This is a genomic window from Endozoicomonas sp. YOMI1 (genome assembly GCF_024606345.1).
Classification (GTDB): Bacteria; Pseudomonadota; Gammaproteobacteria; order Pseudomonadales; family Endozoicomonadaceae; genus Endozoicomonas.
Genome location: NZ_JAHHPM010000533.1, coordinates 1 through 12119, shown reverse-complemented (window position 1 = coordinate 12119; position 12119 = coordinate 1). Strand labels below are relative to the sequence as shown.

8 protein-coding genes are annotated in these 12119 nt (G+C 46.4%); 4 read left to right on the top strand and 4 right to left on the bottom strand.

Annotated features, from left to right (window positions below; translation table 11 throughout):
* Nucleotides 1-110 precede the first annotated feature (110 nt).
* Both KDK15_RS18965 and KDK15_RS18960 read right to left on the bottom strand, forming a co-directional pair.
* Nucleotides 111-1280, bottom strand: a complete 1170-nt coding sequence (locus KDK15_RS18965) for a pentapeptide repeat-containing protein (protein WP_257296963.1) — start codon at nt 1278-1280, stop codon at nt 111-113.
* Nucleotides 1281-1338: 58 nt separating this feature from the next.
* Nucleotides 1339-3558, bottom strand: a complete 2220-nt coding sequence (locus KDK15_RS18960; RefSeq protein ID WP_257296962.1) for a zinc/cadmium/mercury/lead-transporting ATPase — start codon at nt 3556-3558, stop codon at nt 1339-1341.
* Between the two features lie 307 nt (nt 3559-3865).
* On the opposite strand from KDK15_RS18960, the gene KDK15_RS18955 reads away from it, so the two are divergent.
* Nucleotides 3866-4837, top strand: a complete 972-nt coding sequence (locus KDK15_RS18955; protein ID WP_257296961.1) for a hypothetical protein — start codon at nt 3866-3868, stop codon at nt 4835-4837.
* Between the two features lie 76 nt (nt 4838-4913).
* Here the strand turns inward: KDK15_RS18955 and KDK15_RS18950 are convergent, their stop codons facing one another.
* Nucleotides 4914-5243, bottom strand: coding sequence for a helix-turn-helix transcriptional regulator (locus tag KDK15_RS18950; RefSeq protein WP_257296960.1), 330 nt, complete (start codon nt 5241-5243; stop codon nt 4914-4916).
* Between the two features lie 245 nt (nt 5244-5488).
* On the opposite strand from KDK15_RS18950, the gene KDK15_RS18945 reads away from it, so the two are divergent.
* Together KDK15_RS18945 and KDK15_RS18940 are read left to right on the top strand one after the other, a co-directional pair.
* On the top strand, nt 5489-6388 hold the full coding sequence (locus KDK15_RS18945) for a DMT family transporter (protein ID WP_257296959.1): 900 nt from the start codon (nt 5489-5491) through the stop codon (nt 6386-6388).
* 684 nt (nt 6389-7072) lie between these two features.
* Nucleotides 7073-8755: an NAD-dependent malic enzyme gene (locus tag KDK15_RS18940; RefSeq protein WP_257296958.1), complete on the top strand. Its 1683-nt coding sequence runs from the start codon at nt 7073-7075 to the stop codon at nt 8753-8755.
* Nucleotides 8756-8984: 229 nt separating this feature from the next.
* On the opposite strand, the gene KDK15_RS18935 is transcribed toward KDK15_RS18940, so the two are convergent.
* The gene (locus tag KDK15_RS18935) at nt 8985-9359 is read right to left on the bottom strand and encodes a nuclear transport factor 2 family protein (protein ID WP_257296957.1); all 375 of its coding nucleotides are present in this window, start codon (nt 9357-9359) and stop codon (nt 8985-8987) included.
* A 688-nt stretch (nt 9360-10047) separates the two neighbouring features.
* On the opposite strand from KDK15_RS18935, the gene gorA reads away from it, so the two are divergent.
* Nucleotides 10048-11415 (top strand): glutathione-disulfide reductase, encoded by a 1368-nt coding sequence (gene gorA / locus KDK15_RS18930; RefSeq protein ID WP_257296956.1) that lies wholly within the window; start codon nt 10048-10050, stop codon nt 11413-11415.
* The last annotated feature ends 704 nt before the right edge of the window (nt 11416-12119 follow it).

Below are 12119 nucleotides of genomic sequence, written 5' to 3'. Positions count from 1 at the left end.
CCAATAGCAGGGCTACTTGTGCCCTCGGGTATTGCGAGGAATTCCAACGAAGATCATAACAACCAATGTTGAGCTCGTTGCGGTTTTAATCAAGAGTGGTATTTCCAGCCTTACTCAATGATTGTATCCGGTGCGATTCGGGTATTGTTCAGTTGCCACTGTTCAATATCTGAGTCTTTTATAATGGTTCCGATAAAACAACTTTTGCTGAAGTGAGCATCGGTCAGGTCGGTATGCTCGATCAGCAAATGATTCAGATGGCAATGGTTAAATGTTGGCGCCTTTTCCACACTGAAACAGTCGGTGAAAACGCCTTCATTGAAGCTGACCTTGTTGAATACGGTATTATCCAATTGGGCATTGGTTAAGCTTACACGTTCCCAAACACACTGAGATATTTCGGTATTGGTCAGACTGACAGACTGAAGTTCACAGTCAGCCATGGTGACTTCATTCATTTTTGCCTTGGAAAAAGAGGGGCCTTCATCAAAACTTTCACACCCCCTGAATGATGTGTTGTTGATCACCGCATTGTTGAATGATGTTTTGGTGAGCGTACAGTGACGAAACTCCATATCCTGAATCTCTGCATGTGAGAAATCTGTATTGTCAAAGAATCCGTGGATGATATGACTGTTGTATAAACGTATTTCCCGGCAGGAACTGTTGTGGAAGGTTTGTGCGGTCATATCACAATTCTCAATCACCGCTCTCTCCAGCACGGCATGATCAAAATTCGCTGCTGAGAGGTCGGTATCAATGACTCGGGCGTTGGTCAGGTTGGCGTGACGAAGGTCAGCCCCATTCAAGTTACAGCCATCCAGAATGCAGTCCCGCAGATCGGTATGGCGAAAATCGGCACCGCGGAGATCACAGTTTTTCCAATAACCGCCACGCAGTTTGCCGGACCGGAATTTACAGCGCTTCATCAGGCTGTTTTTAAAGCGCATGCGCTCCAGATCCCGATTATGCAGAGATAGTCCGGTAAAGTCGGATTGATCAGGGGCGGTCCATCCCGGGTGGAGACTTTCCAGCAATGCCCGCTGTTGTGCAGCCTTCTCTTTTTCCTGCTCAAATTGAGAAGCTAACCCTGATGTCTGTTGGACCTGATATTTGCCAACCTCTTTTTTTACCAGAATGCTGTTATTGGTTGTTAAGCCAGAGGTTTTGAGCCCATCGGTATCCAGAATGTTGTGGTTACCAGACGTTGCTGAAGCTTTCTTTTTTTGTGAAGACTTCTTTTCTGAAGACTTCGATGATGGGCGTTGTTTCTGTGGCACAGGTGGAAATCTCCGGACGAACTCGTTTCATTCTGAGTCGCCCGGATAGGTGAAAGGTTTAGCCTTTCTTGGTATTGCTCGAGCGGTTCCTTAACAGCCGAAGGGCATTAGCAGTGACCAACGCCGTGGCACCAGTATCAGCAAGAACAGCAGCCCAGAGTCCGGTCATGCCCAGCAGGGTAGTGACCAGGAACACGGCTTTACTGCCCACGGCCAGAAAAATGTTCTGGCGGATAACGGTCATGGTAGCGCGGGAAAGACCAATAAGGTCAGCGAGTTCTGCCACACGGTTATGGGTAAGCGCACAATCTGCGGTTTCAAGAGCGACGTCGGCACCAGATCCCATGGCAATCCCGATATCTGCCGTCTTCAGTGCAGGGGCATCGTTGATGCCGTCACCGATCATGGCAACCCGACCTTGTTTTCGCAACGACTCAATTTCAGCAGATTTATCCCCGGGCAGCAGACCCGCGCGATACTCTATTCCCAATTGGCTGGCGATGGCTGTCGCAGCGCGCGGATTGTCGCCAGTGAGCATGATACTGTTGATACCCATGGCTTTAAGGGCTGCGATGGCATTCGGGGCATCGGTTCTTGGGTCATCCCGAAGGGCAATAAAGCCCACTAAATGCCCTTCAACCGTCACCACAGCGATGGTATTACCCTGCTCTTCAAGCTGTTCGAGCGTCTGTTGGGCGCCTGCAACCAAGTCAATACTGTCCTGTAAGTGTCGTGGGGAGCCAATAACAACCGTTTTGCCTTCAACCTGGCCTTGAACACCCAGCCCTGGTTTGGCCTCAACTTCCCCCGCGACAGGGAGCCTGATATTTATTTCATCAGCCCTGGCTACGATGGCTTTGGCCAGTGGATGTGTTGAACCTGACTCAACGGCTGCAGCCAGTCGCAGGACTTCTTGCTCTGGGTTGGGCTCTGGGTTGAATGTTGAACGGTCAAACGATGCTATGTGAGTAACGGCAGGCTTTCCTTCAGTCAGTGTGCCGGTTTTATCAAAGGCGACCGTTGTTACCGAACCCAATAGCTCAAGGGCTGCGCCACCCTTGACCAGTGCACCATTGCGAGATGCTCTGGCCAGGGCCGAGGTAACAGCAGCAGGCGTTGAAATCACCAGTGCACATGGGCAGGCGATCAGTAACAGTGCCAGTGCTTTGTAGATCCATTCTACCCAGGGCCCGGCGAATACCAGTGGAGGAATAAAAGCCACCAGTACTGCCATAAACATCATTAATGGTGTATACCAGCGGCTAAAAGCATCAATAAAACGTTCAACTGGCGCTTTTCGCTCTTCTGCTTCTTCGATCAGACGGATTATACGGTCAACTGCACTTTCTCCGGGCTTTGAAATTACCCTGAGTCGGGCTACCCGATCCACAGATAGCGAGCCAGCCATTACACTATCACCGGGGTTATGTTCTACAGGGACGGATTCTCCGGTTAGTGCGCTTTCATCGAAGCTAACGTTGGGCGTTAAGAGTTCACCATCAACGGGCAGACGACTGCCCGGTAATATTTCGATGATGTCTCCTGGTTTCAGGGTATGGGCAGAAACCTCTGTTTTATGCCCATCGCGGTCAATCTGGTAAGCCGTTTCTGGTGTAAGGGCCATCAGCTTCTGGACACCCTGTCGAGCCCTCCCTGCAGCAAACGCTTCCATATGTTCACCGATCATGAACAGCAGAAGCACCATGGCGGCTTCAACGGTTTCACCCAGAAACAGGGCACCAATGGCCGCGATGCTCATCAGGGTTTCGATGGAGAAGGGAGAGCCACTCCCGGCTAATTGCCATGCTTTAGTCGCAACAGGGTAAAGCCCCCAGAGTGTCGCCAGGTAAAAAAGCACGTTGCCAGCAACGGGAAAGGTGCCCTGAATCAATACCGCGACCAGCATAAATAAAGCCAGTGACATAATGCGCCAGTATTTTTTCAGGAAACTGTCAGCTGCCGTTTCTGAAGCAGCGTCGTCTTTAACCGAAAAGCCCAGTTCTTGGAGGGTCTTAAGGATGTCATCACTGATGCCTGCTCGATTTTCAACCTCTGCCAGCAGGCGCTCCGTTGCGAATGTTACCCGGGCCCGGGTAACACCATTCAGCCCTTTTACGGCATTCTCAATTTTGGCGGCACAGCTTGGGCAGTCCATGCCTGTGATGATCCAGCTCAGCTGCATACTACCGGAAACTGAAGAAGTCTGACTGTCTATTGTAGAAGCTTCTGACTGAGGGTTATTGCTGCAGCATGAAGATGCAGCACAGCTACTTTTCATTGTGTCACTCTGTGGGCTTGCATTTTGGTTTGCTGAGCAAGATGGCATGATTTCACTCACAATAGTATAAGAATAATTTTATATAAATATAATTTTATATGTATGGTGCGTCAAGCCATGAAAATGCATATCGTTAAGTGGCACTATGCAATTATTTAGCGTCTGTATTGAAGCAGTTTTCAGCGTGATGATTTGTGTTCGTAATCCATCAACAACCTGATGGTTATTGATTCTTAACCTAATGGTTAGTGATTCTTCATGGTTAAATATTGAATAATGATCAGATACTTTTTTGAGATATTGTAATATGTTAACTGGATGCCATGGGGGTAATTTCCCAGTAGAACAAAAAAGACCTTTAATCACCAATTATCAGAAAGCTGACGAAAAGCAGCAGGTCTCAAAATGCCGACTCTTTATAACGAGGGAGCTTTATAATATTGCATTTGTTGGAAATTATGGACGTGATATCAGTCAAAGACATATAAAACAACTGATACCAGACGCAATATTACTGCCCACTGATAATGGCGACGATGAAATCGAGATGCCTGAAAATGACAAAGGCAGTATCATGATTCTGGATATGGGGCAAACACTGAAAACAGTACGTTTTTTTAATACCTTTAACCCCATTAAAGAAGTGGCAGATGCCAATGTGGAACAGCTTGAAATAGTTCTTGGTTATAAAAATGGTGAATTGTTAAAACACATAGAAATGCCTGAGTGTGTTAAACAAAACCTGCTTACTTTGTTTAAGTTTGGAAGAGATGGCCTGGCTCAACAAATAGGTTATCAAAAAACTGAAACCAGAGATATTATGTTGGATAGCTTCGTTTGCTTCCATTTTGCGCAGTTCCTTTGCTCTGATCACACAGCATCGTTACAAAATCGTTTTGCGTTCATTAACGAAATGAAATCCCATGAAAAAATTCTTGGCGATAAATATTGTTCGATTTTTCCAGTAGAAATACAGGATGGCGTTTATAGAATAAACAACAGGAATCCTGAGAGTATTGAGCAGCATAATACTCTGAACGCTGGAGCTCGATTGTTGTTTTACATGCCCCAATTTAATAAGAGACCCAAATTACACCACTCAGGTGTTTACCTGGGTGAAGGTTATTTCATTGCCAAAGAAGGTCCTGCTAATGTGGTGGTCACCACGATTGATAATTATATGAAAAAATTATCAGAGTCATACGAACATGACCAGCTAATTTTTGCGGCTATCCCCCTTGTTTGTGATGGCTCCTCATTTTATGGACACCTTGCCTGAAGCTTTGAGAGACAAGGCGTTATGAAGTGGCATGATCGGGGGCAGTTCAATATTCTGCCAGTACTTTTCAGCTATTTTACGTATGCTCCTTAACATGATTGGCCAGATCAAGAATGACATGCCGGATATGGTGGTCATCCAACTCATAGAGTACCTGCTTTCCTTTGCGGGTTGATTGCAGGATTCTGGCTTCCCGCAAACTGCGCAGATGATGGCTGGTTAAAGGCTGCGACATACCCGAAATTTCCGATAGACAGCATACAGGCTGTGGCTCTTCAAGACAGGCAATGACCAGCTGCAGTCTTTTGGTGTCTCCCAGTAGCTGGAAAATTTTTGCCAGTCGCCCCATGTCCTGTTCAGACAGCTCAGGCAGCAGAGAACAACAGGTTTGATGCATATCGACCATAGGCTTGTCCGAACCTTAAGAAATAATTATTGGTAATGGTATTGCGCCATGAAGGCTTAGTCTATTTTTCTGAGTTTGCATCATCAGTCGATAAACACTTTCCGAGCTTTGCTGCTGGTGGCAAAATGCTCTCAGCAAAAAATCGGGCGACAATGACAAGCCGTTGATAGCGGTATGAGCCTGCACCAATAAATAATCTGGCCAGCCTGGCGAAAGGATGGCCACAACAAGCCGGGTTGTGTACTGTGAAAACCAAAGCGCTTCGAGCAGATATTCTACTACTGGGGGTGTCTGCCATATGGGGGTTTGCCTTTGTTGCCCAGATCAAAGGCATGGAGCATCTTGGACCATTTCTGTTTAATGCCTGCCGTTTTGCTCTGGGCTTTATCTCGTTATTACCGGTTTATTTTCTATTGGAAAACATCTCCGGAAAGAAAGTTTCCGGTAATAAACAGAAATACGACAGTCAATTGCTGTTGAAATGGGGGCCATTAACCGGTGTAGTGCTTTTTCTTGCTTCATCCTTTCAACAGGTTGGTCTGTTGTATACCACAGCGGGCAACTCAGGTTTTATCACCGGTTTCTATATCATTCTGGTGCCTATACTGGGGATCTGGTTTGGGCATAGCACCCGCTCTGCAACCTGGCTGGGTGGGGCCATTGCGCTGGCGGGCCTGTATTTCCTGACCGTACAGGATGGCCTGAACTTTAATAAAGGTGACGTGCTGACTTTAGGTTCTGCCCTTATGTATGCCGTTCAAATACTGCTTATTGGCTGGCTTTCCCGGCATGTTCACCCTCTGAGGCTGTCATTAATACAGTTTTTTATGACCGCTTTATGCAGCATGATGGTTGCTCTTTATTTTGAACCCATCAGCCTTGATGCCATTCTAAAAAGTGCAGGGCCTTTGCTGTTTGCCGGTGTTCTGTCTACTGGTGTCGCCTTTACGATTCAAATCATTGCCCAGAGAGATGCAGCCTCTTCCCATGCGGCAATCATTATGAGTCTGGAAGCTGTTTTTGCCGTACTGGGAGGATGGTTATTGCTGGACGAACAGCTTGGTCTGAGAAGTTTGTCAGGGTGTGGCCTGATGATGACTGGAATGCTACTGTCGCAACTTAGACGCTCCAGAAAAGAGGCATAAAAAGGAAAACAGATGGGTTTGCAAGCTGTGTGGAAAATAGCTTTGTGTAACTTCCATATTCCCAGTGTTGCCTGGCCGCCTTTCCGATATTACTCCGGATTTAGCTGATCTTCTAAGCTCTCTGGTATCCGTATTGGTGCTGTGTCCACAAAAAAGCACCTTGTAAACCCATCTGCTTGTTACTGCCGACTATTTATTATTCTTGTTATAAAACGCTCTGATGAGTCGGCGCTAAACCCTGTTATTGTTTTTATGGTGGGTGTTTTGTTCTTGTTGCTTTGACTAATACAACTATCGTGCCAAAAAAAAGAATAATCCCCTCATGCCCTGATATACGTAGTTTCAGAATGACAGCATATTTTTTATGATTAAATAATGCACAGTTTATAGGTTGCTATTTGTTACGTGGTTCGCACAAAGTGTGACAATGGTCCCTGCAGGGTAACAAATGTTGCCTCTTTGCCTCAGGGCAAAATCCACTAAATCGTTGAGACAGCCTGTTTTTCAGGCAGTTGCTGCCGACGTTATTACATGTTTGATTATTTCGGTTATTCCGTTTGTTCTGCTCCTGCACTAAGGATTATCCTTTGTGCCTCTGCTGACACTGACTGTTATATCAGCAGTTCTGGTTGCACTTTTGTTGAAAAAAACGGCTGACAAATCGGTTGAAAACGTAGGAAAACAATGAGCGAACACGACCAATGCATCCATACTGGCCTCACAGGCCGTTTGTTGCTGGAGAACTCCCTGCTGAATAAAGGGACCGCTTTTTCTATGGAGGAGCGGAGTGAGCTGGACCTTCATGGCCTTCTGCCGCCAAGGGTAGAGTCGATGGAAGAACAATGTCGTCGAGCTTATAAGTCTTTCTCAGCCAAGCCTACGCCGATACTGAAGCATATCTACCTGCGCGCATTGCAGGATACCAACGAAACACTGTTTTATGCGCTTCTGCAACGTTATCTTCAGGAGATGCTGCCTGTCATCTACACACCGGTTGTAGGGCAGGCCTGTCAGCGCTTCAGTGACCTCTACCGTCGACCAAGAGGCATCTACATTTCCTATCCCCAGCGTGAACATATCTCAGCCATGCTGGCCAACTTCAAGCGTAATATTGAAGTGCTTGTTGTCACTGATGGTGAGCGTATTCTGGGTCTGGGCGACCAGGGTATTGGTGGCATGGGGATCTGTATTGGCAAGCTGTCTCTCTACAGTGCGGTGGGTGGCATTGCACCAAACAAAACACTGCCTATCGTACTGGATTGCGGCACCAATAACCGACAGTTACTGAATGACCCGAATTACCTGGGGTGGCGTCATGAGCGTATTGCAGACGATGAATACTATGCGTTTGTGAACGACTTTATCCGTGCACTTAAACGTCGCTGGCCAAAAGCATTGTTACAATTTGAAGACTTTGCCATCAACCATGCAACACCGCTGTTGGAAAAATACCGGGATGAACTCTGTTCTTTCAATGATGATATTCAGGGCACAGCCGGTGTTACTGCAGCATCGCTGCTGGCGGCGGCCAAAGCCGCAGGTAAGTCCATTGCGGAGATGACAATTGTCTTCCTTGGTGCCGGCTCAGCCGGTTGCGGTATTGCCGAGCAGCTGATCCGTCTGATGGTTGGCCGGGGGCTCAGTGATGAAGAAGCCCGTCAGCGAATCTTCATGGTTGACCGCTATGGCGTGCTGAATGACCAGATGGAAGACCTGCGGCCGTTCCAGCAGAGGCTGGTACAAAGTTGTGAAGAACTCCGTCAATGGGGTTGTGATGAGAATCCCGGATTGCTAGACGTCGTCACCCACGCCAGGCCTGACGCTATCATCGGAGTATCAGGTCAGCCAGGCCTGTTCACCCGGAAAGTCATTGAGAAAATGGCTGAGAATCATGAGCGACCCATTGTCTTCCCACTGTCAAATCCAATCAGCCAGGTTGAAGCCACACCGGAAGATATTATTCAGTGGAGTGAAGGTCGAGCGTTGATTGCTACTGGCAGCCCATTTGATCCGGTTGACTACAATGGTAACCGTTACCCCGTCGCTCAATGTAACAATATCTACATCTTTCCGGGGCTGGGTCTAGGTGTTCTGGCCAGTGATGCTGAAAGAGTATCCGATGGCATGCTGGATGTGGCGGTTGAAACACTGGCCATGGCCTCGCCAGTGGCTATGAATCCGGAAGCCGCTTTACTGCCTGAATTGAACCGTATTCACCAGGTGACCTGTGATATAGCGATTGCCGTGGCCAGAAAGGCCCAGGAAGAGAGGCTGGCACCAAAATGTGAACAAACTGCATTGGAAGCCAGGGTCAGAGGCAAGCGTTGGAGTCCTGAATATCGTAGAGTCTATCTGTCTGATTCTTGAAAGTAGTATCTGGATTTGCCATGTTGTTGTTATTTTATGGCGTTTTTTTGTTTGCGACTGGTCATACATAATGGGCGTGCCAATAGCATCTGTAATTCAATAACTTGTTGATATATTAGGAGGTAATTTTTTCTTCACCTTTCTGTTTATTCCATGGACAAGGGGCAATCTGTTACTTGCTGAGTACCGGGTTGTGAGGATTGTAACGCTGGTAACACACTAACATGGTTCAAGGTTTATGCACTTCTATACGACTGATCAGACCTTCGTTGGAGAAAAAAATCCTTTCTACACCTGGTACATTCACAGATTCATCCGATTCAATATCAGTACCCGTTCTGACAAACTCAAGTTCTACACAACAGCCATTCAGGCTTCGGTAGCTGTTGACATACCAGTTCACGTCGGGAATTTTTGAAAAAAAAGTGGTCATCATATCGAGAATGGCGGTCTTTCCCTGAAAGTCACCAAGAAAGGCAGAGTAGTAGCTGGCACTTTCATCAAGCATCGCAGATATCCAGTCAAGCCTGTGCGCATTGCACAGAGCAATATAGGCTCTGGCGGCTTCAATTTGTTCATCGTTGGTCATAATTTGAGATGCCAATGGTTTATACTCAAGTCTCACAACATAGCACTAACCCGACATATCGACCTGCTTCAAGTTGTCACAGGCTAAATTATAGAGAGTGAAGAAGATAGAAGATAGTTAAGCCAGAAAGGGGGGTTAGAATGAAAAAATAAACAAACAGACAGGTTTACAGATACACAGAAGCTCTTTATTTCTTCCCTGTCGAATGCCCGCGCTGCCTTTTGTAGCCTGTTACCAGACTCAGTCAGTCTTCTCGGCTTTCTTGTCCCTGTTTGTCGGCTACCCTGAGATACCGTGCAAACCTGTCTGCTTGAGTTACCCGACCTTATATTATTATTTTTGTAGGCTGGGAGTCGTCATTGTTATTATTGTTATTTTCTGATGATTTTTGTTCTCGCCTGACATAATACAAGTGGCATGCCAGTTTTTATAAAAGTCTTTTCAGGCCTTGGTAAATAAAGGGTAAACAGGCAATTCATATTTTATAGCCAGATGTTTGGTGTTGTTTTCCTGTTACTGCGTTTACCCTCTGGATGTAACCTTCCGAATATACGTAACAAATATGAACAGGCTTAGTCGTACCAATCATTTTAGATGGTTAATAAGGCTGCTCATATTGCGCTATAGATATCAAATGCACATTGATACTTTAAATCGGGCAGTTTGACCTTATAGTAATCAGAGACTTTCTCAGGACAATAAAATGACGACATCAAACCACTTTGATTATCTGGTAATCGGCGGTGGAAGCGGTGGTATCGCTTCAGCAAATCGTGCAGCTATGTACGGTAAAAAAGTGGCGCTGGTAGAGGCTAAGCATCTGGGAGGAACCTGCGTAAACGTAGGGTGTGTTCCCAAGAAAGCCATGTGGTTTGCCGGACAAATTGCTGATGCCTGTCGTTATGGGCCTGACTACGGCTTTGATATCAGTATTGACCAGCAGTTGAAGTCATTTAGCTGGAACAAGCTCGTCAAAAGTCGGGAGGCTTACATCAGTCGTATACATGCATCTTATGAACGGGGCCTGGGTAATAATAAAATTACCGTAATAAACGGCTATGGACGATTTGTTGATGCCAGAACGGTAGAGGTGAATGGTGAGCACTACACAGCAGACCATATCACCGTTGCAACCGGTGGTGAACCCCTGATTCCAGACGTTCCCGGAGCCGAATACGGTATCGATTCGGACGGGTTCTTTGAGTTGACCGAACGCCCTGACCGGGTAGCTGTATTGGGTGCAGGTTACATTGCTGTTGAGCTGGCCGGTGTGTTACATGCCCTGGGCAGTGAAACGCATTTGCTGGTTCGTAAACACAAGCCATTGCGTAATTTTGAAGCGATGTTGTCAGATACGCTGGTAGAAGTGATGGAGTCCGAAGGTCCTCAGCTTCATACCCATTCAGTACCAAAAGAAGTTGTAAAAGAAGACGATGGTAGTTTGACCGTTCATTTGGAAAACGGTAACTCATTGAATGTTGATACGGTGATCTGGGCTGTAGGCCGTAAGCCGCATACTTCTGGCATCAACCTCAGTGCAGCGGGTGTTACGATGGATGCCCGGGGTTACATTCCGGTAGATAAATACCAGAATACCAATGTTGATGGCATTTATGCCGTGGGTGACAACATTGGCAAGGTTGAATTGACCCCGGTTGCTGTTGCAGCGGGTCGTCGCCTGTCAGAGCGCCTGTTTAATAATAAACCGGATGAGCATTTGAACTACGACAATGTGGCCACGGTTGTCTTCAGCCACCCTCCTATCGGTACAGTGGGTCTAACTGAACTGGCTGCTCGTGAGGCGTACGGTGATGAGAATGTCAAAGTGTATACTAGCCAGTTTACGGCAATGTACAGTGCATTGACCAGTCATCGCCAGCCATCACGAATGAAGCTGGTCACTGTGGGTGTCGAAGAAAAAATCGTCGGTATCCATGCTATTGGGCATGGTGCAGATGAAATGCTTCAGGGTTTTGCCGTGGCTTTAAAGATGGGAGCTACCAAGGCTCACTTTGATGACACCGTTGCCATTCACCCAACCTCCGCTGAGGAGTTTGTCACTATGCGGTGAGCCAAATTGTGGAGAGTTAAAAAGGAAGTGGCAATTTAAAAATAAAGTGACAACTTAAAAAATAAATGACAACTTCTCAAAATCCCTACTACATTTCACGACTAAGCGAGTCCTGAGTCATCAGGTACTCGCTTACAACTTTCCGTACTTCCTCAGTATAGGGTATCTGGATGCCTCGTATCCCTAAACTACCCTGACTGGCTTAAAGACGTAGAGAAAAAAGGTTATCGTAGTTACCTCAATAACCGAAACTTTAGCTCAATAGCTCTGGCTTCAGATTTTTACAGCATCAAGAACCAGCGATGGTGTTATGCGGCCTCACCATTGGAAAAAAAGCACTTTCACTATCTTGAGTTTATTGATGATGTTGCGGGTTATCTTGATCAATATCCGATAAATCCTGAAATATCTTTTCGTATTGCTAAAAGTTTTCCTGATTACCACTGATCGTACGTCATGACATAGAGAAAGTTTATTTAAGAATATACACGAATATTTTCATTCTATATACCTATAACCCAGTGAAGGTATAATAGAACCTTTCCAGTATTACCGGTGGAGCAGGCATCATGAGTGCTTGTTCTCCAGATTATCCAATAAACTCGGCATCTAACCGCTCCGAACAGGCAAAGGGCTACATCATCATCCTAAATGATGAAGTTCACACTGCAACTGTCTTTCAGTTATCGGTTAATGGCTAGCCC

What these genes read in the sequence shown, in the direction of transcription:
- KDK15_RS18960 (WP_257296962.1), bottom strand. Translation starts at nt 3,558, where the DNA reads ATGAAAAGTAGCTGTGCTGCATCTTCATGCTGCAGCAATAACCCTCAG.
- KDK15_RS18955 (WP_257296961.1), top strand. Translation starts at nt 3,866, where the DNA reads ATGTTAACTGGATGCCATGGGGGTAATTTCCCAGTAGAACAAAAAAGA.
- KDK15_RS18950 (WP_257296960.1), bottom strand. Translation starts at nt 5,243, where the DNA reads ATGGTCGATATGCATCAAACCTGTTGTTCTCTGCTGCCTGAGCTGTCT.
- KDK15_RS18940 (WP_257296958.1), top strand. Translation starts at nt 7,073, where the DNA reads ATGAGCGAACACGACCAATGCATCCATACTGGCCTCACAGGCCGTTTG.
- gorA (WP_257296956.1), top strand. Translation starts at nt 10,048, where the DNA reads ATGACGACATCAAACCACTTTGATTATCTGGTAATCGGCGGTGGAAGC.